The 21,633-nt window shown below is 64.3% G+C and carries 20 protein-coding genes; 14 read left to right on the top strand and 6 right to left on the bottom strand.

Features of this window, described 5'->3' with window-relative positions:
* The first annotated feature begins 155 nt into the window (after positions 1-155).
* Positions 156-1,589, top strand: coding sequence for a flotillin family protein (locus tag LFT46_RS09570; protein WP_236802533.1), 1,434 nt, complete (start codon positions 156-158; stop codon positions 1,587-1,589).
* 19 nt (positions 1,590-1,608) lie between these two features.
* Positions 1,609-1,845: a hypothetical protein gene (locus tag LFT46_RS09565; protein WP_236802532.1), complete on the top strand. Its 237-nt coding sequence runs from the start codon at positions 1,609-1,611 to the stop codon at positions 1,843-1,845.
* Positions 1,846-1,877: 32 nt separating this feature from the next.
* Here LFT46_RS09565 and LFT46_RS09560 read toward each other — a convergent pair whose 3' ends face one another.
* Together LFT46_RS09560 and LFT46_RS09555 are read right to left on the bottom strand one after the other, a co-directional pair.
* Entirely contained in the window at positions 1,878-2,909 is a 1,032-nt protein-coding gene (locus LFT46_RS09560) for an aldo/keto reductase (RefSeq protein ID WP_236821917.1), read from the bottom strand.
* Positions 2,910-2,923: 14 nt separating this feature from the next.
* A complete protein-coding gene (locus LFT46_RS09555; protein ID WP_236802530.1) occupies positions 2,924-3,817 on the bottom strand; it encodes an SMP-30/gluconolactonase/LRE family protein in 894 nt (297 codons plus the stop codon).
* A gap of 221 nt (positions 3,818-4,038) precedes the next feature.
* Between LFT46_RS09555 and LFT46_RS09550 the strand changes: the two genes are divergently transcribed.
* Positions 4,039-6,114: an acyltransferase family protein gene (locus LFT46_RS09550; protein WP_236821916.1), complete on the top strand. Its 2,076-nt coding sequence runs from the start codon at positions 4,039-4,041 to the stop codon at positions 6,112-6,114.
* Positions 6,115-6,138: 24 nt separating this feature from the next.
* On the opposite strand, the gene LFT46_RS09545 is transcribed toward LFT46_RS09550, so the two are convergent.
* Complete coding sequence (locus LFT46_RS09545) at positions 6,139-7,140, bottom strand: LacI family DNA-binding transcriptional regulator (protein ID WP_236802528.1); 1,002 nt, start codon at positions 7,138-7,140, stop codon at positions 6,139-6,141.
* A 204-nt stretch (positions 7,141-7,344) separates the two neighbouring features.
* Here LFT46_RS09545 and LFT46_RS09540 point away from each other — a divergent pair, with 204 nt between their 5' ends.
* The 9 genes from LFT46_RS09540 to LFT46_RS09500 all read left to right on the top strand — a co-directional run bounded on the left by LFT46_RS09540 (position 7,345) and on the right by LFT46_RS09500 (position 18,529).
* Positions 7,345-8,631, top strand: coding sequence for an ABC transporter substrate-binding protein (locus LFT46_RS09540; protein ID WP_236821915.1), 1,287 nt, complete (start codon positions 7,345-7,347; stop codon positions 8,629-8,631).
* An 11-nt stretch (positions 8,632-8,642) separates the two neighbouring features.
* The gene (locus tag LFT46_RS09535) at positions 8,643-9,662 is read left to right on the top strand and encodes a carbohydrate ABC transporter permease (RefSeq protein ID WP_373462185.1); all 1,020 of its coding nucleotides are present in this window, start codon (positions 8,643-8,645) and stop codon (positions 9,660-9,662) included.
* Positions 9,659-10,525, top strand: coding sequence for a carbohydrate ABC transporter permease (locus LFT46_RS09530; RefSeq protein ID WP_236802526.1), 867 nt, complete (start codon positions 9,659-9,661; stop codon positions 10,523-10,525). The genes LFT46_RS09535 and LFT46_RS09530 overlap by 4 nt, the downstream gene beginning before the upstream one ends.
* A 26-nt stretch (positions 10,526-10,551) precedes the next feature.
* Positions 10,552-12,870, top strand: a complete 2,319-nt coding sequence (locus tag LFT46_RS09525) for a beta-glucosidase (RefSeq protein ID WP_236821914.1) — start codon at positions 10,552-10,554, stop codon at positions 12,868-12,870.
* A gap of 63 nt (positions 12,871-12,933) precedes the next feature.
* Positions 12,934-13,935 (top strand): acetylxylan esterase, encoded by a 1,002-nt coding sequence (locus LFT46_RS09520; protein ID WP_236821913.1) that lies wholly within the window; start codon positions 12,934-12,936, stop codon positions 13,933-13,935.
* A gap of 29 nt (positions 13,936-13,964) precedes the next feature.
* Positions 13,965-15,083, top strand: coding sequence for an endo-1,4-beta-xylanase (locus LFT46_RS09515; RefSeq protein WP_236802523.1), 1,119 nt, complete (start codon positions 13,965-13,967; stop codon positions 15,081-15,083).
* Between the two features lie 100 nt (positions 15,084-15,183).
* Positions 15,184-16,158, top strand: a complete 975-nt coding sequence (locus LFT46_RS09510; RefSeq protein WP_236802522.1) for a Gfo/Idh/MocA family protein — start codon at positions 15,184-15,186, stop codon at positions 16,156-16,158.
* A gap of 130 nt (positions 16,159-16,288) precedes the next feature.
* Positions 16,289-17,239: a CPBP family intramembrane glutamic endopeptidase gene (locus LFT46_RS09505; protein ID WP_236802521.1), complete on the top strand. Its 951-nt coding sequence runs from the start codon at positions 16,289-16,291 to the stop codon at positions 17,237-17,239.
* Positions 17,240-17,359: 120 nt separating this feature from the next.
* Entirely contained in the window at positions 17,360-18,529 is a 1,170-nt protein-coding gene (locus LFT46_RS09500) for a cytochrome P450 (RefSeq protein WP_236802520.1), read from the top strand.
* Positions 18,530-18,578: 49 nt separating this feature from the next.
* On the opposite strand, the gene LFT46_RS09495 is transcribed toward LFT46_RS09500, so the two are convergent.
* From LFT46_RS09495 to LFT46_RS09485, 3 genes are read right to left on the bottom strand one after another with little or no spacing between them, the layout of a single operon-like run.
* Positions 18,579-19,331, bottom strand: a complete 753-nt coding sequence (locus LFT46_RS09495) for a lytic transglycosylase domain-containing protein (RefSeq protein ID WP_236821912.1) — start codon at positions 19,329-19,331, stop codon at positions 18,579-18,581.
* Between the two features lie 37 nt (positions 19,332-19,368).
* Positions 19,369-20,403, bottom strand: coding sequence for a zinc-binding dehydrogenase (locus LFT46_RS09490; RefSeq protein ID WP_236802518.1), 1,035 nt, complete (start codon positions 20,401-20,403; stop codon positions 19,369-19,371).
* Between the two features lie 10 nt (positions 20,404-20,413).
* A complete protein-coding gene (locus LFT46_RS09485; RefSeq protein ID WP_236802517.1) occupies positions 20,414-20,797 on the bottom strand; it encodes a hypothetical protein in 384 nt (127 codons plus the stop codon).
* Positions 20,798-20,855: 58 nt separating this feature from the next.
* On the opposite strand from LFT46_RS09485, the gene LFT46_RS09480 reads away from it, so the two are divergent.
* Both LFT46_RS09480 and LFT46_RS09475 read left to right on the top strand, forming a co-directional pair.
* A complete protein-coding gene (locus LFT46_RS09480; protein ID WP_236802515.1) occupies positions 20,856-21,014 on the top strand; it encodes a hypothetical protein in 159 nt (52 codons plus the stop codon).
* Between the two features lie 72 nt (positions 21,015-21,086).
* On the top strand, positions 21,087-21,602 hold the full coding sequence (locus LFT46_RS09475; protein WP_236802513.1) for a nucleoside kinase: 516 nt from the start codon (positions 21,087-21,089) through the stop codon (positions 21,600-21,602).
* Positions 21,603-21,633: the final 31 nt, after the last annotated feature.

The raw sequence follows: 21,633 nt of genomic DNA, 5'->3' as shown, positions 1-21,633 counted from the left end.
AGCTCTGGACTCCTGCGCGGGGCCGAATCAAACTGTCTACAACAGCTGGCCGGAAACGCCTGAATCGAGGGCACTTCAGCGGTGCGGTAAAAGGACGGCTGCACTTATTGGGGCTTGACCGTGATGCCTGTTCACGGCATTGAAAGGATCTGGTTATGCCGGACTTTGCACCGTTCTTCCCGCTTATTGCCATTGTTTTGGGGGTTCTTTTTGCCATCGCCTTTATCTGGGTGGCCACCAAGCTGATGTGGAAAGTAGCTGAACCTAATGAGGCCCTCATCATCTCCGGACTCACGCGCGGAACGCTGGAAACCCGGGAAGGAATGGACTTCAAGATTGTCACCGGCAAAGGCGCCTTGGTCCTGCCCGGCCTCCAGACGGTGCGGCCGCTGTCGCTGACGTTGAATGAAACCGAGCTCAAGGTTTCCTGCGTTACGTCCCAGGGCATCCAGGTCGTCGTGGAGGGCGTGGTTATTTACAAAATCGGTGATGCCCCGCCATTTATCGCCAATGCGGCCCGCCGTTTCCTGGGCCAGCAGCCAAAAATGGAAAGCCAGGTCTATAACGTCTTCGAGGGCCATCTGCGCTCCATCATCGGCAGCATGACGGTGGAGGAGATCATCCGTGAGCGGGACAAGCTCGCTTCCCAAGTCCGCAGCGCCAGTGGCGTGGAGATGGAGAAGCTGGGGCTGGTGGTGGACTCCCTGCAGATCAAGGACCTCCAGGACCCAACGGGCTACATCCAGAACATCGCCAAGCCGCATATCGCCCAGGTGAAGATGGAGGCCCGCATTGCGGAGGCCACCCGCAACCGGGAAGCTGCGGAGAAGGAGGCAGAGGCGGCAGCGTTGATTGCGGACGCGCAGAGTGCTTCCGCAATCAGGCAGTCCGTGGCGCAGGCCAACGCCGAGCGCGCCAGGGCAAACGCTTCCCAGGCCGGCCCGCTGGCCGAAGCGACGGCACGGCAGCAGGTGGTGGTCCAGGAAACGGAGGTGGCCAAGCTCGAGGCCGACCGCGAAGAGCAGAAGCTCCAAACCATTGTCAGGAAGCCGGCGGACGCCAAGGCCTATGCCACAAGGACCGAAGCGGAGGGCAAGAAGGCCGCGGACATCAGCGCCGCGGAGGCATTGGCCCGCCGAACGGAACTGGAAGCCCAGGCCAACGCACGGCGGACGGAGCTGCTGGCCCAGGCCAATGCCACCGCAGCCGCTGCCACTGCCGGTGCCACCAAGGTCACCGGCGAGGCCGAAGCCGCCGCCACCAGGGCCAAGGGAGATGCCGCGGCCTCCGCGATCAAGGCCAAGGCACTGGCCGAGGCAGACGGCATCAAGGCGCGCGCCGAAGCACTGGGCACCAACCAGGACGCAGTCATATCCCAGCAGCTTGCCGAGAACATGCCCGCCATCATTGCTGCGGCGGCGGAACCTTTCTCCCATGTCGGCAACATGACCGTCCTGAACGGCGGAGAGGGCGTCAACCAGATGCTGGGCGGAATCCTGGCCCAGGCCGGCGACTACCTCCCCGCCCTCGCGTCAGCGCTGCGCAAGGGTGAAGACGCCAAGCGCCCCGCGCGGGCACAGGGCTCCTAGCGGGTTTGGGGAACCCTGGATGCGCAAAAACGTTGACCGCAGCCTGACTGGAAAGATTGGCCGGGTGACCGGGCGGGTTGGCCCGGGCACCATCGGCGAAGTCATGCTGCCCTATCTCGGCGGCATCATGGCCTTCCACGCCCACCCATTCGACAAAGCCAGCGACTTTCCGGTGGGTGCTGAAGTGCTGGTGATCTACTTCGACCCTCCGCAAACCGTGTATGTGGATGAACTGCCGGACGTGCTCAAGCACTAAGTTGGGGGCTCCCCCGGACCTGTCGTGGCTCGCTACCGGCCGCCCTCCATCTTGCGGCTGCGCTGCTCCTGGGCCATCGGCCCGTAGGGGTAGACGCCGGTTTCGGGCTGGCTGGCCTGAGTGAGGCGGGAGATTTCCTCCGCGGTGAGTTCCAGTTCGGCGGCGGCCAAGTTGTCCGCCAGCTGCTCCGTGGTGCGGGCGCCCAGGATCACCGAGGTCACTGCAGGCCGGTCCGCCAGCCACGCCAGCGCCACCTGGGAATGGCTGACACCGTGGGCAGAAGCAATGTCCGCAACGGCGTCGAGAACTGCCCACGTCCGCGGGTTCTCGTTGCGCGCCTTCCAGGCCTCCATGCCGCGTTCGGGGTTTTCGCCGAGGCGGGTTGCACCGGACGGGCGCTGGTCCCGCTGGTACTTGCCGGACAGCCAGCCGCCGCCCAGCGGTGACCAGGGCAGCAGGCCGATACCGGCGTCGAGCGCGGCCGGAACGATCTCGAACTCGATGTCCCGGACCAGCAGGCTGTACTGCGGCTGGAGGCTTACGGGCGGGTTCCAGCCTTGGCTGCGGGCCACGTGCACGGCCTTGGTGAGCTGCCAGCCCAGGAAGTTGGAGAAACCGTAGTAGGCGATTTTTCCGCTTGCCACGGCATCGTCCAGGAAGCGGAGGGTTTCCTCCAGCGGGGTGATCGGGTCCCATGCGTGCATCTGGTAAAGATCGACCTGTTCCACGCCAAGGCGGCGGAGGGAATTATCCAGGGCCCGCGCCAGGCGACGGCGGGACGTCCCGACGTCGTTCGGTGCCGTCCCCATGGGGAAGCGCCCCTTGGTGGCGACCACGGCGCTGTCCCTGGCCTCGGGCCGTTTGGCCAGCCACCGTCCGATGATTTCCTCCGACACTCCGGCGCTGTACACGTCCGCGGTGTCAATGAAGTTGCCGCCGGCCTCGAAGTAGCTGTCCAGGATGGCATGGGAGGTTTCCTCTGTCGCCTCTGCGCCGAAGGTCATGGTGCCCAGCGCATAGCTGGTGACGATGGTGCCGCTGTTTCCTAGGGTTCGGTACTGCATGGGTGTCCTCGCGATCAGTTGGTGTCGGGCGGAAAGGTGCGCGCGGCCGCGTCCGTGGTGGTGGTGCGGATCCGGTACAGGCTGGTGGTTGCGGTGAGGTAGAGGTCCTGCCCGTCGGGGCCGCCAAAGCACAGGTTGGATACGGTTTCCGGCACGGCGATGGTCTCCAGGAGATCGGAGGACGGCGAATAGACGCGGACCGAAGGGCCGGCTGAAGTCCAGATCCTGCCTTCGACGTCGATCCTCAAGCCGTCCGCCGGGTACCCGTCTTCCAATTCCAAAGTGCCTGTCCGGGGTCCGCAGGTACCATCGCCAACACTGTAGCTGGCGATTCGCAGGGGGACGCCGTAACGGGGACCGGCGGTGTCGGCGACGTAGAGGACCGTCTCGTCAGGTGAGAAGGCCAGCCCGTTGGGGTGCACCAGGTCCGTGATGACAGCACTGAGTCTCCCCGTGGCCGGATCGAAGCGGAAGACGTTGCAGCCGCCGTATTCCTGCTCACCCTCGTGCCCCTCCTTCGTCCCCGGAAGAATGCCGTACGGCGGGTCGGTGAACCAGATGCTGGAGTCACGGGCCACCACCACATCGTTGGGTGAGTTCAGCCGGCGGCCCTCGAAGGAGTCCACCAGGCCCGTCACGGTCCCTTCACTGTCCCGCTCCACCCGGCGCCGGCCGTGGCTGCACTGCACCACGCTCCCGTCGGCGTCGAGGGTGCGGCCGTTGGTGTATTCGACGCCGACGGCATACTCCCGGGTGGCACCGCTGGCCGGGCTGAATTCCAGGATGCGGTCATTCGGGATGTCACTCCAGCGCACCGTCTGCGACGAAGGAACCCACAGAGGTCCTTCGGCCCAGACCGAGCCCGTGAAAAGGCACTCAAGTGAGCCGGTCGTGAAGTCGCTAACCATTGGAGCTCCTTTGCGGTCCAGGGTTCCGCCGCGGCGTGCCCGGACACGACAGGCCCCGGCGGCGGCACAGGCACCACCCTAGCCGCAAGCATCGTACCGGTGACCTTACCGCGCCGGATCCTGCAGGATATGTTTCGGATACAATCGGCTGTCGGCGAGCCTCACTCGCCTCGATTCCCCCTGCAGGGCGGAGATTGACAGCGTTGTACGGAGGGAAAGCAATGAGGCACGCCGCGGTTAAGCGACGCCGGGGGCACGTCCGGGCCGGCCATGGCCCCAGGCCGGACATCCAGGGCCTCCGGGCGCTGGCCGTGGGGATCGTGGTGATCTACCATCTTCGCCCGGAAGCCCTCCCGGGCGGATTCGTAGGAGTCGACGTGTTCTTCGTCGTCTCGGGTTTCCTCATCATTGGCTCCCTTGCAAGGGAAGCCGCCAGAAACGCGTCCATCTCCGTCCTTGATTTCTACACCCGGCGCATCCGGAGGCTGTTCCCGGCGTCGGCAGTTGTTTTGGTCGCAGTCCTGGCCGGCGCTGTCCTGCTGCTTGCCCCCAGCCGCTGGCAGAACATCTCCTCCGATGTCCTGTTTTCGCTGCTCCAGGTACAAAACTGGCACCAGGCTCTTTCCGCCGTTTCCTATGCGGGTGCCACGCAGGAAGTGTCTCCCCTGCAGCACTTCTGGTCCCTCGCCGTCGAGGAGCAGTTCTACCTCGTCATCCCGTTCTTCTTCCTTGGCCTGGTCGCCGCCGCCCACGCTGCAGGGCAAAAGGCCGGCCGGTTCATTGTCCCGGCCTTATCCGTAACTGCCTTGGCATCGTTCATTTACAGCATCTACCTGAGCGGCCACGAGCACACCATCGCGTACTTTGCCACCACCACCAGGATTTGGGAACTCGCCGTCGGCGGACTCGCTGCCCTACTCCCGACCCTGCTGAAGGGCTCCGCCCGCCTTGCCTCACTCAGCGGCTGGCTGGGCGTCTCCGCCATCGTTGTGCCCGCCTTCCTCTTCAGCACCGATATGGCCTTCCCGGGCAGCATCGCCGCCATTCCGGTGCTGGGCACCGCCATCCTGCTGCGTACGGGCACCCTGTCAATGGCCGTTCCGTGGTCCGCCTCCCGGTTCCTTGGCATCCGGCCCATGACCTTCGTTGGCGACGTGTCATATTCCCTGTACCTGTGGCACTGGCCGGTCATCGTCTTCGCTGTCGCGCTGTTGGGCCGCGCCCCGCGCATCAGCGAAGCACTCCTCCTCGCCGTCGTAAGCCTCGCCCTCGCCGCCGCCTCCTACTACCTGGTGGAGCAGCGCTTCCGGCACCACTCCGGACAGGCTGACTGGCGCACGTACCGCCGGGTATACGCCATGGCCCTTTGCGTGGCGCTGGTGGTGTCTGGGGCAGCGTGGGCGCCTTGGCAGGTCATCGAGTTCAAGCGCGCACAGTTGTCCACCGAACTGTCCGATCACGATTACCCCGGTGCGCAGGCGTGGTCTGCCCGTCCTGCGGCCGTCCCCGCCGGCCTGCCCGTCCGCCCTGACCCCTCAGTGGCCATGCAGGACGTGCCGGCCACGAGCGTCGGGGCCTGCGGCGTGTACGACCCCGCCCTGGTGCCCGACACGGATTGCTGGTTCGGTTCAACGGCAGATCAAGGTGCCCCGGTTGTCGTGGTTGTCGGGGATTCCCATGCGGGTCAGTTTGTTGACCCCCTCATCGCCGTCTCAAAACATATTCCGCTCAGGATCCACGCCATGGTGCGCAATGGCTGCCCGTTTGCGCTGACGCCGCCACGGTCTGCCGCCACCGTCTACACCAACTGCCCGGCCCAAAACGCTGTAACGGCGGAAAAGATCGCGGCAGCAAAACCTGACCTTGTCCTGGTTGCCGGGATGCGCGAAACGGGGTACCGGAAAGCGCTTGGATGGTCCTGGGGGCCGGACGCCCCGCTGCTGGATGGTTATGTCCAATCCCTTTCCGCCCTGCGCGCTGCCGGGCTCCGCGTCGCCGTCATCGCGGACCTGCCATATCCCCACGGGAACCCGGTGGAATGCGTTCAGAAGCATGCCGACGGCGACGCCTGTGCCACGCCCGCTTCGGAAGCCCTGGCGAGCGGTGAGGACGCGCTTGTGTCGGCAGCCGGACGGATTAACGGCGTCGAAGTTGTGGACCTGTCGAGGTTCTTTTGCCGGGAAGGTCTTTGCCCTGCTGTCATTGGCAACGTTCTGGTCTACCGGGACAACCACATGACGAATACCTTCGCGAAGTCACTTGGGCCGGACCTGGCCGTCGCACTGGGCCTGAGCTAAGGGCGCAAGGGAAGCCCCGGCAGCTCAAGGAGCAGGTGGGGCCGTGGTGGTTCGGACAATCAGCCGGGTCGGCATCTTGAGCTGGGTGGTTTCAGGCGCCTCGCCATTCATGAGCGCCACCACCAAGGCGGCTGCCGAGGCGCCCATACGGCTCATGGGCTGGTGCACCGTGGTAAGCGGTAAGGCGTGCCGGGCTGCTTCCGGAATGTCATCGAAGCCGACTACTGAAAGCTCTCCGGGCACCTGTATTCCAAGCTCCCGCGCCACCGCGATGACAACGATGGCAGAGAGGTCGTTTGCGGCGAAAACGGCAGTGGGGCGGTCGTGCCTGGTGAGGAGGCGGTGAGCTGCCCTACGGGCATATTCGGGGTCGTAGTTCCCGATCTCGACCAGGGTCTGGTCAAAGGGAAGGCCGCCTTCGGACAGGGCCCGGCGGTACCCCGCCTCCCTTGCGATAGCGGAACGCAGGTCGGGGCGGCCGGCGACGAAGCCGATCCGCCGGTGGCCGAGGCCCATCAGAAACCTGGTGGCGTCACGTGCGCCGCCCAGGTTGTCTGATTCCACGGTGGGGAGGTCGGCCCGGCCAGTGTGGGGATCCACGGCCACAATCGGCACGTCCGCAGTGACGTTCACAACCGTCGGGGTCACCATGATCGCGCCGTCGATAAGGGTCCCGCTCAGGCGGCTGAGCGATCGCCGTTCCCATCCCTCGGAGGAGAGCTGGTTCGAACCGCTGTAGGCCAGGAGGTCGTAGCGGGAACCGCTGAGGGCGGAGCCCACGCCCTTCAGGATCTCGGCACTGAAGGGCTCAAAGTCGGCCACCAGCACCCCGATGACGCCCGTCTTGCGGGAGCGCATGCTGCTGGCCACGAGGCTTGACTCGTATCCGAGGTCGCGCGCGACCTGTAGGACTCGTTCTACCGTCTCTACCGCAATGCCGTAGCGTCCATTCACTGCTTTGGACACGGTTGAGACTGAGACGCCGGCCGCTTCGGCGACGTCGAGGATGGTTGCACGCCTTCTCACAAGTCACGATTCTAGCCATGGAAAATGTTTTCGAAAACGTTTGACGGCCTCTCCGGCCATTGGCAGGCTTTAGTCGTCCGGGGTGCTCCGGATCACTTCTAGCCCCACTGAGCCGGTCATTCATTTATGCCCTGCCAAGGAACGGGCTTCGCTCCTACGCACGTCCCCACGGACGGCTCAACGACGAGAACAGGATGGAATTAGATGAAAGCCAGGAAATTCTTGAGAGGGGCGGCCATTCTGGCCCTGGGGTCCATAGCCCTTAGCGCTTGCGGCGGTCCTTCCGGCAATTCCTCGGACGGCAAGGTGTCTATGACACTTTGGGAGAATTCGACGACGGGTCCCGGCCTGGAATTCTGGAAGTCGGCTGTCGCTGACTTCGAAAAGGCAAACCCGAACGTCACCATCAATGTCCAGGCCATCCAGAACGAGGACCTGGACGGCAAGCTGCAGACTGCCCTCAACTCCGGCGACGCACCTGATATCTTCATGCAGCGCGGCGGCGGCAAGATGACGGCAATGGTCCAGGCCGGACAGTTGATGGACCTGACCGACAAGATTTCGCCTGACACGAAGAAGGTAGTTTCGGCAGGATCCTTCAAGGCCGAAACCTACCAGGACAAGGTCTGGGCGATGCCCATCGCGGTACTTCCCGGCGGCCTCTTCTACAGCCAGGACCTTCTCAAGGCCGCCAACATCACCGGCGCCCCCGCCACGATCAGCGACCTCGAAGCCGACGTCGAAAAACTGAAGGCAAGCGGTGTCGCCCCGGTTGCACTCGGCGGGAAGGACGCATGGCCGGCAGCAATGTGGTTCTACTGGTTCTCGCTGCGCGAATGTGATGCCGCGACGATGCAGAAGACGGCGGACTCGAAAGACTTTTCCGACCCCTGCTGGCTGAAGGCGGCCCAGGACCTGCAGAGCTTTGCTGACAAGAAGCCGTTCAACGACGGATTCCTGACCACCTCCGCCCAGCAGGGCGCAGGCAGCTCAGCAGGCCTGCTTGCCAACCACAAGGCCGGGATGGAACTCATGGGCGCGTGGGATCCGGGCGTCATTGCCTCGCTCACACCGGACCAGAAGCCGCTGAAAGACCTTTCCTGGTACCCCTTCCCCGCAGTCCCCGGCGGAAAGGGCGACCCCGCTGCCATCATGGGCGGTGTTGACGGATTCTCGTGCTCCGTCAATGCGCCCAAGGAATGCGTTGACTTCCTCAACTTCATCGCAAGCACTCCGCAGCAGGTCGCCTACTACAAGGCCTTCAACGCCCCGCCCGTGAACTCCGAAGCGCAGAAGTCCGTCACCGAACCGTACCTGCAGGAAATCCTGAAGGCATACAACGCAGCTCCCTACGTCTCGCAGTGGCTCGACACCGTGCTCGGCCAGAACATCGGCAACGCCCTGAACGTTGCCGTCGTCGACATGCTGGCCGGCAAGAGCGATCCGCAAAAGCTTATCCAGACGGCGAACGACGCCGCCAAGAAGGGCTAAGAGGAAGATCCGTGAGCAACGCCCCCCAGACAACCTCGACCGAGCGTGTGTCGACGGCGGAGCTTGCGCAGCACGATGGGAGCGTCGCCCGCGCGTCGCTCCCATCGAAGCAGCGCCGCCGCCGTACCGCCTGGTCCGGACCTTTGGAGATTGCAATCCTGGCAGGACCGGCGATTGTCTTCTTCGTGGCCTTCGTTATCCTGCCTGTCGCCATGGCTGCGTATTACGGCTTTTACCGCTGGAACGGATACGGGCCACCCACCAACTTCGTCGGGCTGCAGAACTACGTGGTCATCCTGCAGGACCCGGCATTTTTGCAGGCCTTGTCCCACAACGCATTTATCGTCGTGGCCTCGCTCGTCCTTCAAGGGCCCGCCGCGATCCTGTTGGCGCTGCTGCTAAACCGCAGGATGCGCGGGCAATCCGTCATTCGCGTCCTGATCTTCGTGCCCTACGTCATCTCCGAGGTGGTCGTGGGTACGGGATGGAGCCTGATGCTCCAGAACAATGGCGCGCTCAACGGCTGGCTGCGCAACCTGGGGCTCGGCGCCCTGGCCCACGACTGGCTGGCGGATCCCGGCGTGGCCATGTGGACCCTGATGGGCATCCTGACGTGGAAGTACATCGGGTTCGCCGTCATCCTGTTCCTCGCCGGCCTGCAGGGCATCCCGGAAGAGCTTTATGAGGCTGCCTCGCTCGACGGTGCTTCCTATTGGCAGATCCAGCGGCGAATTACGTTGCCGCTGCTGGGTCCGACGCTGCGCATCTGGGCGTTCCTGTCCGTTATTGGCGCCCTGCAGCTGTTCGACCTCGTCTACATCATTTGGGGCCAGTACGTCGCGTCCACTGCCGGCACGTCCACCATGGCCAGCTACATGGTGACGAACGGCCGAAACGCCGGAAACTACGGTTACGGCAACGCTGTCGCCGTCGTGATCTTCATCATCTCCCTCGTCGTCGCCTTGGTGTACCAGCGGTTCGTGCTGCGCCGTGACACCGCAGGCGCCCTGACAGAAAGGAAGGCGCGATGACCGCCGCCATCACCGCCCGGCGTTCCCGTCGGGCTGACCAGCAAAGCCTGCCATGGGGCTCCCCCGTCGTGTACTTCGTTGCGCTTGTGGTCATTGCGCTCATGTTGGCACCGATCGCCTACATCATTTTCGGCGGTTTCCGTACGAATGCGCAGATCACCACTGACCCGGCAGGCCTGCCAAATCCCTGGAACGTGGGCAACTACCTCACTGTCATAGGCGGGGGCGTCTTCTGGCGGCAGGTGCTGAACTCAACCATTGTGGGGGCCGTAACCACCCTGGGCGCGGTCGGCTTGGGCCTGATGGCCAGCTACGTGCTCGCCCGGTACCAGTTCCGGGGGCGCGGCGCGCTGTACTCGCTTTTCGCGGCCGGGCTGATGTTTCCCATCACCGTTGCCATCACACCGCTGTACATTGTGGTGCGCAACCTCGGCCTTATGAACTCCCTGGCCGGCGTCATCCTCCCGCAAATCGCGTTTGCACTCCCCACCACGATCATCATCCTGGTGCCGTTCCTGCGCGCCATCCCGGATGAAATCCAGGAGTCTGCCTTCATCGACGGCTGCAGCCGCCTGGGCTTCTTCTTCCGGATGGTGCTGCGGCTTTCACTTCCGGGTGTGATCACCACCGGCATCCTGGTCTTCATCGGCAGCTGGAACAGCTACCTGCTGCCGCTGTTCATCCTGAACAAGGAAGCCACCTTTACCCTCCCCCTGGGGGTGCAGGCGTTTTCGTCCCAATATTCCACGGATACAGCGCAGGTCCTGGCCTTCACATCCCTGTCCATGATCCCCGCGCTGGTGTTCTTCAGCCTCTTTGAACGGCGCATCGTGGGTGGACTCACCGGCGCCGTCAAGGGCTGACGGCAGCCCAATTAAGGAAAAGAAGCATGAGTAATCCTGGCAACAGCCCCACCCTCCCTCCCGTGTCGGAACGGGTCAGCCGGCTCCATGCCCGGATGACCCTCCCGGAAAAGCTGGCCCAACTGGTGGGTTACTGGGTGGACAAATCCGAGGACAAGGTGGCACCGCTTGACGGTGAGTTCGCCGAAGTACCGAGTTACGCTGACGCGACGGCCGAGGGCATCGGACATCTCACCCGGGTGTACGGCACCCGTCCGGTTGAGCCGCTTGAACGCGCGCGGTGGCTGTGGTCGGAACAGCGCAGGCTTCGGGAGCAGACCCGCCTCGGCATTCCCGCGCTGGTGCACGAAGAATGCCTGACCGGGCTGGCAGCCTGGAAGGCGGCCACGTTCCCCACTCCCCTTGCCTGGGGTGCCGCGTTCAACCCCGACCTGGTGGAGGAGTTGGGCGCTGCCATCGGCGACTCGATGCGCGCGCTCGGCATCCACCAGGGCCTGGCGCCGGTGCTGGACGTCATCCGTGACCCGAGGTGGGGCCGGGTGGACGAGTGCATTTCGGAGGACCCGTATGTGGTGGGCACCATCGGTACGGCTTACGTACGGGGCCTGCAGTCAGCGGGGGTGCATGCCACGCTCAAGCACTTCGTCGGTTACTCGGCGTCACAGGCAGGCCGCAATCATGCCCCCGTGCACGTCGGTGCCCGCGAACTCCGGGACGTCCTGCTGCAGCCGTTCGAGATGGCGGTACGTGACGGGAACGTACGCTCGGTAATGAATTCGTACTCCGAAATCGACGGCGTGCCCGTCGCGGCGGCCCCTGAGTACCTGACGGGCATCCTGCGCGATGAATGGAATTTCGACGGCACCGTGGTCTCCGATTACTTTTCCGTCGCTTTCCTGCACACGATGCACCGGATCGCCGCCGACCGCGGTGAAGCCGCAGAGCTGGCGCTGCAGGCCGGCATCGACGTCGAGTTGCCCACCGGTGATGCATTTGTGGGCCCGCTCGCCGAACGGATCCGCAGCGGCCTCTCCGACGAGGTGCTGGTGGATCGCGCGGTGCTGCGTGTGTTGAGCCAGAAAGAAGAACTGGGGCTGCTCGACGAGACGTTCGACGCCCCACCCACAGAAATTGACCTGGACAGCCCGCGCCACCGCAACCTGGCGTTGCGGCTGGCCGGGGAATCATTGGTGTTGCTGGCGAATGATGGGGTCCTGCCACTGAAGCGGAACCAGGGAAGCATCGCGGTGCTGGGACCAAATGCCAACGCGGCGGAGGCCCTGATGGGGTGCTACTCGTTCGCCAACCACGTGCTGGCACACCACCCGGAGGTGCCGCTCGGGTTCGACATCGTATCGGTCCTGGAAGCGCTGCGGGACGAATTCCCTGCGGCCGCAGTCGCTTCGGCCCGAGGCTGCGATGTGGACGACGACGACCGCTCGGGCATCCAGGAAGCCGTTGAGACCGCAGCCGGCGCAGACGTTGCCATCGTGGTGGTCGGTGACCGCGCCGGGCTGTTTGGCCGCGGGACTGTAGGAGAGGGTAACGATGTCGAGAGCCTGGAGCTGCCGGGCGTCCAACGTGAACTGGTGGAGGCTGTAGTCCGAACAGGCACACCTACCGTGATGCTCGTACTCTCTGGGCGGCCGTACGCCATCGGATGGGCACTGCAGGGGGCCACTGCCCCGGCCGCAGTGTTGCAGGCCTTCTTTCCAGGAGAAGAAGGCGGACCGGCCGCAGCCGCGGTACTGTCAGGGCGCGCAGCTCCGTCCGGCCACCTGCCGGTCTCGCTGCCGCGCTCAGCGGGGTCGCAGCCGTTCTCGTATCTGCACCCTGTACTCGGAGGTCCGTCAGACGTTACCAGCGCCGACAGCACACCTGTGCTCCCTTTCGGGCACGGCCTGACCTATACGACGTTCGAGCACAGCGGGCTCGAGGTAGCGGACACGGTGTCCGCCGGCGACGCTTTCACGGCAACGGTTACCGTCCGGAACACAGGCGAACGCGCGGGCACCGACCTGGTTCAGCTCTACGCGCACGATACCTACGCCACTGTCACCCGCCCCGTCGCGCAGCTCCTTGCCTACGCTCGAATCTCGCTGGAACCGGGTGAAAGCGGGTTGGTGACATTCGATGTGCCGACTGCCCGGCTGGCCTTCACCGGCCGGCATGGTGCGCGCATCGTGGAGCCCGGTGACATCGAGCTTTGGGTTGGACCGTCCTGCGCGGAACGTGAAACCACAGCGGTGTTCACCATCACGGGCCCCGAGCATGTCGTAACGGCCGACGATGCCCGACTGGCCCGGCACAGTGTCGCCGTGCCGGCCCCCTCCCCAGCCAGATAGCGCCCAGCAAAGAGACCTGGGCCCGACAGGAAGCCCCCAGTTCCACCCGAGAAAGTTCTGCATATGTACAACGACATGCCCGAAACGGAACTCCGAACCTACAAGAGCTCCCAACTCTGCAACGAGGACTTTGACGCATTCTGGGAGCAGACCCTGCAGGAAACCCGCCAGGCCGGCGGCGAAGTGGTGGTCGAACCGGTGCATCCAGGCCTGAAGACAGTTGATGTCTACGACGTGACCTTCCCCGGCTTCGGAGGGGATCCCATCAAGGCCTGGCTGCGGGCCCCGAAGAATCCAAACGGACCACTGCCCGCGGTAGTCCAGTACGTAGGTTACGGCGGAGGCCGGGGACGTCCCTGGGAGAACCTTTTCTGGGCCTCCGCCGGCTTCGCCCACCTGCAGATGGACACCAGGGGGCAGGGATCCGGCTGGTCGGTCGGCGACACCCCCGATCCGGGCCCCTCGGGCCCGCAGGTTCCGGGCGTCATGACAAAAGGAATCACCAGCAAGGAAACCTACTACTACCGCCGCCTCATCGCTGACGGCGTCCGGGCAGTCGATGCGGTCCGCACCCTCCCCTGGATCGATCCTGGCCGGATCGCTGTGACCGGGGGAAGCCAGGGAGGGGCGATTGCGCTTGCGGTGGGCGCGCTGGTGCCGGACATCTCGGCAGTGGCCGTGACTGTCCCCTTTCTCTGCGACTTCCCAAGGGCAACAGTCATCACGGACGCGTATCCCTTCCGGGAGATCGCGGACTATCTTTCCACCCACCGTGACAACACTGAAGCCGTAGCCGACACCCTCAGCTATTTCGACGGTGTCAACTTCGCTGAACGGTCAAGGCACCCCGCCTACTTTTCCGTAGCACTCATGGACCCGATTACCCCTCCGTCGACGGTCTTCGCCGCCTACAACGCATACAGCGGCGAGAAGGAAATTAAAGTCTGGCCCTTTAACGGACATGAAGCCGGCGGGCCGGACGACGACCAATTGGTACGCCAGTTCCTGGCACCACGGCTCGCGGCGCCCTCTCACGGCGACAAGATCTCCGCCTCTGAAAGATGAAGTCAAACCAGAAACCGAAGGAGTACTACGTGCCTTTTCAACGTTCCCTTTTCATCGGTGCGCTCGGCTTGTGCGCCCTGCTCGCCACTCCAGCCGCTGCCATGGCTGCATCAGGACCACTGGAAGCCGGCGGACCGTCGCAGCAGCGCGATTCTCTCCGCGCACTTGGCGCCAATATCGGATTGCGCATCGGCACTGCGGTCAACAGTGACCAACTCGGAAGCAATCCGGCCTACACCGATATCACCGCCGCCCAGTTTTCCACGGTCACACCGGAGAACGTCATGAAATGGGAAGTGGTTGAACCGACCCAAGGCAACTATGACTGGGCTGCCGCTGATCGGCTCGTGGCATTTGCTGAGGCGAACCACCAGTTGGTGCGCGGTCACACCCTGGTTTGGCACAGCCAGCTCCCCAGCTGGCTTACGGCTGCCGCCCCAGGGATGAGTGCGGACCAGCTGAGGCAGGTCCTGCACAAGCATGTCACTGATCAAGTCACGCACTTCAAGGGCAAAATCTGGCAGTGGGATGTCGTCAACGAGGCGTTCAATGAAGACGGCACCCTGCGCAACAGCATCTGGCTGCAGAAGCTGGGGCCGGGCTATATCGCAGATGCCTTCCGTTGGGCGCACGAGGCAGATCCACAGGCCAAGCTCTTTTACAACGACTACAACATCGAATCCACCGGGCCGAAGAGCAACGCCGCCTATGCGCTCGTCAAGGACCTGAAAGCGCAGGGCGTTCCCATCGACGGGGTGGGGTTCCAGACCCACCTGGACACGCAATACCCGCTGCCTGACCTGAAGAACAACCTGCAGAGATTCGCTGACCTTGGCCTGGACGTGGCAGAGACAGAAGTCGACGTGCGGACCACCCTGCCGGTCACACCCGTCGAACAGTCGGCACAAGTGGCCGCATACTCGCAGACGCTCCAGGCCTGCATGGCAGTGAAGGAATGCATCTCCTACACCATATGGGGCTTCGGTGACGCCTACTCGTGGGTGCCCGGAGTCTTCCAGGGCGAAGGCGCAGCGAGCATCTATGACGAGAACCTCCAGCCGAAGCCGCAGTATTACGCCCTTCAGCAGGACTTGCAGCTTGCAGCGGGCGCACCTCACAGGAGCGGCCAAGGAGCGGGCCGGGGCTAAGTCCGGCAGCTGACGGAGCTTTGCCGGGAGGCCGGTGATGCACAGGTAGACATCGCCGGCCTTCCGGTCAACGACGGCGGCATAGCAAGGAGAAAACACAGTGCTACGAATAGGAATCCTGGGTGCAGCAGGAATTGCGCCCGCTGCAGTCATCCGGCCGGCCGTCCGCCGCTCCGACGTCCAAGTCGTGGCCGTGGCGTCCCGCCGGAAGGAGAGTGTCCGGCAGTTCGCCGATAGCCACGGAATCGACCGCTTCTACGGGGACTACTCCGAAATGCTGGCCGACTCCGAGATAGACCTGGTCTATAACGCACTTCCGCCCTCCGGGCACGCCGAGTGGTCTATTGCGGCCCTGGAGGCCGGCAAGCACGTACTTTGCGAGAAACCGTTCGCAATGAACGCTGAAGAGGCCGGCCAAATGATTGAAGCTGCGCGCTCGACAGGCTACCGGCTCATTGAGGCCTTCCACGACCGTTACCACCCGTTGAGCGCTGAAGTCGATGCCGTCAAGGCTTCAGGCGCGCTCGGCGAGATCACGATGTTGCGCGCGGACTTTTCCGCCTCCAATCCGTTTGATCCGGCCTCGCTGCGGCACGATCCGCAGTTGGGGGGTGGGTCGCTGATGGACCTGGGCTGCTACCCCGTCCACTGGGTGCGTGCGCTTATGGGCGAGGAACCAACGGTGCTTGGGGCGAGGGCGACAGTTAATCCTCTCGGCGCGGACCTCAGCGTCAGCGCCGACCTGCAGTTCCCCTCGGGAGCACAAGCGCTCGTCACCTCGGCAATGGTCGAACAGGCACAGCACCTGAACTCTTCACTTGAGGTAACCGGTACCGGAGGACGGCTGCAGGTCAACAACATGGTCTTCCCCTCCCGGGGCCATTCCATCACCCTTACCACCGAGGGGCTGGACCGCACCTGGACTGTAAGGGGGCTCGAGACGTATGACCACCAACTCGAAGCTGTCGTCACTGCTCTTCAAACGGGCAGCGAACTGCCCACGGAGGGGTCCGACTGCCTGGCCAACATGAAAATCATTGACGCAATTTACCGCGCCGCCGGGGTTGCCCGCTGAGGCCCGCCGCAGCTTGGCACGGTCCGCGGGGCACTGTTCAAGCCCGGTTGGGCCCTTCGCCCCTATAGCCGGGGTTTGCCTCGGGAAAGACTTGATACATGCAGTCCGCCGGCGCATGGAGTGGGGTGTCATGTCGGGAACAAACCTGAGTGGAAGGGCCCATGTTCTGCCGCGGTTTGCCTGGCCGGTGTTCCTCGTCGGCGCGATACTGCTGCTGTCCTTGGGGAACCCCGCGGTGTACGGGGTTGGCGTTCCAGTTGCCGCGCTGGTTTTCGCACTCGTTTTGCCCACGTCCCGGCCCCGCTGGGCCGGACATCCGGACTGGCCTGACATCGGTGCCGTTGCCGCACTGTACCTGGGCGTCGTGGCCCTCTTTTGGCTGGCCTTCAGGGTGTTCACCCAGGGAAATACGCTGGGGCTGTTCCTGTCATTCGCGGCCGGCATGCTCCTCGGTGTCCTCGGCCCCATCGGGTACAACACCTGGATCCGGAGGAGGTCCCTGGACGCGCTAGGGATCAGCCGCAAAAACCTGGGCCAGGCATTCGCCCTGGGACTCGCCCTCGCAGCCGTGCAGTTCGTCATCACGCTTTGGGGGTACCCGCTTCCGCGCCCCGTCGACTGGGTGCCTCTGGCAGCCCTTGCCATCACCGTGGGTTTCTTCGAAGCAGTCTTCTTCCGGGGCTTCATCCAGGCGCGCCTGGAAGCCAGCTTCGGCCCGATCGCGGGAGTGGCCGGCGCCGCCGCACTGTACGCGGCCTACCACGTCGGCTATGGCATGACAGGGTCCGAGATGCTCTTTCTTTTCGGCCTCGGTGTGGTCTACGCGGTTGCGTTCAGCGTCGCCCGGAACCTGATCGTCCTCTGGCCCCTGCTGGTCCCCCTCGGTTCCTTTTACAGCAACCTGCGCGGAGGTTCGATCCGGATGCCGTGGGAGGCGATCCTGGGTTTCGCGGACGTACTGGGCCTGATGGTGGCGGCTGTTTGGTTCGCCGCGCGGCATGAGCGCCGGTCCGGCTTGGCTGGAGTGCGGGGGGCCAGGGATGACAAAGCAAAGGGCAAGAACGTACGACGCCGGGAGTAACGACCCAGGGGCAGGCTTTGATTAAGATCGAGGTTCTACGGTTATTCAATTGGGTGCTTGGCACTCTGCGTTCCCGCCAGCAGCGTGAGGCACAGGGGGCCGCCGAGCAGAGAGGCCACCATGGACACCGCTGAGTCCACGCAATACCCGCTGGATCCCTTTTCCCACTATGAACACATGCGCGCAGCCGCCCCCGTTTTCCACGACGAACCATCAGGGAGCTGGCACGTGTTCCGGTACGATGACGTTCAGCGGGTGCTGTCCGAGCACGCTACGTTCTCCTCACGCATGGGCGGCGACGCTCCATCGGGTTCCGGCCAGTTGTTCGCATCAAGCCTGATCACAGCCGATCCCCCGCGGCATCGGCAGCTGCGTTCCCTGGTGACCCAGGCTTTCACGCCGAAAGCAGTCGATGCCTTGGCTCCCCGCATCTCCGCACTCACGGACGAACTGCTGGAGGGACTCGTGGGGCGCGGCGGCAGCGCGGACCTGATCCAGGACTTGGCCTACCCGTTGCCGGTTATTGTGATCTCCGAACTGATGGGCATTCCGGGGCAGGACCGTGAGCGCTTCAAGCACTGGTCGGACACGATTGTCAGCCAAACACGGACCGGGCCGGGCACCGACCGCCAGGACTCCACCACATCGGAAATGGTCGAATACTTCCTGGCCCTGATCGACCAGCGCAGGAGGCATCCGGGTGAGGACCTGATCAGCAGGCTGCTGTCTGCCGAGATCGAAGGCCAAAAACTTTCGGTGCCCGAACTGCTGGGTTTCTGCGCCCTGCTGCTGGTCGCCGGCAACGAGACCACCACCAACCTGATCGGCAACGCCGTTTTATGCCTGGCCGAATCGCCCGGCACCCTTGAGCGCCTACTGAACGAACCGGCCTTGTTGCCCCAGACCCTCGAAGAGGTGCTGCGCTTTCGCTCCCCTGTCCAGTCGATGTACCGGGTGAGCGTAGCGGACACCGATGTGGGCAGCGTACGCATCCCGGCCGGGGCACCGATCGTGGCCTGGATCGGCTCGGCCAACCGCGACGAGCGGCAGTTTGAACACGCGGCGGAGTTCGACGTCGACCGCAACCCGAACCGGCATCTGGCGTTCGGCCACGGCATCCACTTTTGCCTCGGCGCGCCGCTGGCCCGGCTCGAGGCGAAAATCGCACTGGAGGCCCTGCTGGCCCGCCTGCCCGGGCTGTCCGTGCCTCCCGGAGCCCGACTGAAGCGCATGGAAAGCACCATCGTCTACGGCTTGAAAGCACTTCCCATTACCTGGCACCCCGCCTGACCGCCGCCCAGGCAAGCGCCCGGAAAAACCCCCGACTGCCAGTCGTGGCTTAGTCGGGGGTACCCGTTTTCGTGGCGTAGGCAGTGGCTTGGGCACGTACCTTGCGGATATAGGCGTCGGACTGGTTGTAGGCGTAGATGGCATCCGTCCACCCCTGCGCTGTCGTGAGGTCGCGGCCGCGGTCACACAAGTAGGTGGCGGCGCTGAGGGCGGCATCGTCGATATTGAAGGGGTCTGCTGTTCCGTCCCCGTTCCCGTCCCTCCCTGCCAGACGCCAGGTGGAAGGAATGAATTGCATGGGCCCCACCGCGTGGTCCCAGTTGGCGTCGCCATCCAGGGCACCGGCGTCGGTGTCGGGGATAGCGGCGAAACCTGACCCATTGAGGCTTGGGCCCACGATGGGCCCGCTGGCCTGGCCCAAGGCGTCCAGGCTGCCCCCACCATAGGTTCCGTGGCCTGATTCGACGAAGCCGACGGCGGCCAGGGTATTCCAGCCGATTCTGCATTGCGGCATGGAACCATTTGCCGTCACGGCCGCAGCAACATAAGCGCGCAGGGCACGGGCAGGGATTCCAGTTTCGGCGGAAGCCGCGCGAAGCCATTCGGCGTCGGGACTGTGTGTGACGTCCACGGCAGTGGTCATCCCGCCCGTCCCGGTTTCAAGAGTCACCAGCGCCCGCGGCGGCGGCGAAAGTGCCACCCTGGCGTCCGCCCCGGCCTGTCCCATCACCCAAAACGAGAAAACCGCGCTGGCGCAGGCCACAAACAGGCTGAAAACTACAAAGCGTCTTACACGGAGCACTGACTAATCAAACCACTCAATCCGGGAACCGAATGCGTCACCGCGTGGGATCGATCATTGTCATGCCGGCGACGTTCGCAGTATCGAAGCGGGGCAGCATGGCAGCGGCCTCCTCCAACCCGATAATGCGCTCGATGAGTTTCTGTGGTTCCAGTGCTCCCGATGCGATCAGGGCGAGCATTCCGGGGTAATCCACCGCTGCCATGCCGTGGCTGCCGAAGACATCCAGTTCCCACGCAATGACTCGGGCCATGGGCACCCGGGGATGCCCCTCCACTGGCGGGAGGAGTCCGATCTGGACGTGCCGGCCGCGGCGCCGCAGGCTAAGGAGCGCGTCAGCGCAGGTTTGCTCACTACCCACGGCATCAATGGAGACATGGCTTCCACCGGTTAGGGCGTGCACTTGGGACGGGATGTCCGAACTGTCGGCGACCAGGACGTGGTCGGCGCCAAGAGTAGCGGCCACCTTGAGTGCCCCCGGATTGCGGTCCACAACCACCACCTTGCCGCCGAGTGCCTTCGCAATCATGACCGCGCTGAGCCCTACGCCGCCGGCCCCCACGATGGTGACCCATTCGCCGTCGGCGAGGCGTGCCCTGCCGGTAAGCGCGCGGTACGCCGTGGCAAAACGGCACCCCAGGCTTGCCGCTGCCTCGAAACTGACTCCTGCCGGGACGGCGACAAGGTTAGTGTCCGCACCGTGAATGACTACTTGCTCGGCGAAGGAGCCCCAATGGGTGAAGCCGGGTTGCTGCTGTGCGGGACAGACCTGCGCGTTCCCCCCGCGGCACCACTCACAGGCCCCGCAGCCCTCGACGAAGGGGGCCGTCACTCTGTCGCCGACCGCCCACCTGGTCACCCCTGCGCCCACGGCGGCAACGACGCCGGCGAACTCATGGCCCGGAACATGCGGCAACGCTATGTCGTCGTGGCCGGCCCAGGCGTGCCAGTCGCTGCGGCAGAGGCCGGTGGCGGCGACGGTGACCAGGACACCGCCTGCCGGCACCTCAGGTACGGCTACCTGTTGGACAGCCAGCGGGCCGGCGATGCGGTCCATGACGATTGCACGCATAAGACCCACCCTAGAGAACGTTGATGGCAACAACGATGCCTATGATGATGGCTGCTACGAGCCCCAGCATCATGTAAAGGCCGGCCTTCATTGCGCTCGTCCGGACGGGTGCCCCTGTTTGGGAAAGGACCGCCTGCCAGGCCTTGATGGTTTCCAGCCCCTCGTAGTAGGAGAACATCATCAAGGCACTCCCGGCAATGCCGGCCACGCCGCCCACTCCCCCTGCGCCGCTCATGGCAGCGCCCGCGGAACCGGCACGGTTGAGGGCTGTGCGGTCCTTGAAGTCGTCGGAGGCCACCTTCATCTCCGCCTTCTGCTCCGGCGACGGGTCCGGCGACATTGACGCCCCGACGCCCAGCAGGTCAAATTTCCGGCCCTGGGCTGTGACTGCCATTGTTCCCATGCTGGTGAATCGGAATGATGCCTGCTTCACAGGCAGGGAGAGCACACTCATGCCGGCAGCATCCACCATGCGAAACATCCCTGAGGAATCCATGCTGACCACCACGGGCACTGTCTTGGCTCCATTGATCATGCTTTTTCGCCAGTACAACAGGGATTTCATCGGTGTCACGCAAACATGTGGTGGCGTCGTCATGACCACAGCTTAGGCAGCACCCTTCGCAATTGCCCGCAAGGGACACGGGGAGAACTCCCCTGGCCGCGCATCGGTACCATCAGGCATGGGCAGGAAGAACTACCTCATCGAAGGCGGCTCGGGCACCGGCAAGACGGCAGTCTGCAATGAATTGCGCCGCCGTGGCTACCACGCCATCAACGGCGACCGCGAACTCGCCTATCAAGGTGATCCGGAAACCGGAGAACCGGTAGGCGGCATCACCGGAGTCGCCGTACACGGGCACCACCTCTGGAGGGTGGACCAGGTCAGGGCGTTGGCCGCGGACCCGCGGGAAGCGGTGACCTTTTTCTGCGGCGGGTCGCGGAACCTCGCCAAGTTCATCGATCTCTTCGATGGTGTCTTCGTTCTTGAGGTGGACCTGGAAACCTTGAAGCAGCGGCTGGATCAGCGCCCTGAGGACGAATGGGGAGGACGCCAAACAGAACGGGAGCTGATTGAGCACCTGCACCGAACACGGGAGGAGATTCCACCCGGCGGCATCACGATCGACGCCACTGCCCCGCTGGCGCGCGTCGTGGATGACATCCTCCGCCGCGTCCAGCCAGCCGTCCCGGACTAGCCGTCCTTCCAAACGTGCTGCATGAGGGGCC

The organism is Arthrobacter sp. FW306-07-I (assembly GCF_021800405.1).
Taxonomy (GTDB): Bacteria; Actinomycetota; Actinomycetes; order Actinomycetales; family Micrococcaceae; genus Arthrobacter.
Note: the sequence above shows the minus strand (reverse complement) of the source record. Positions and strands in the feature narration are given on the sequence as shown.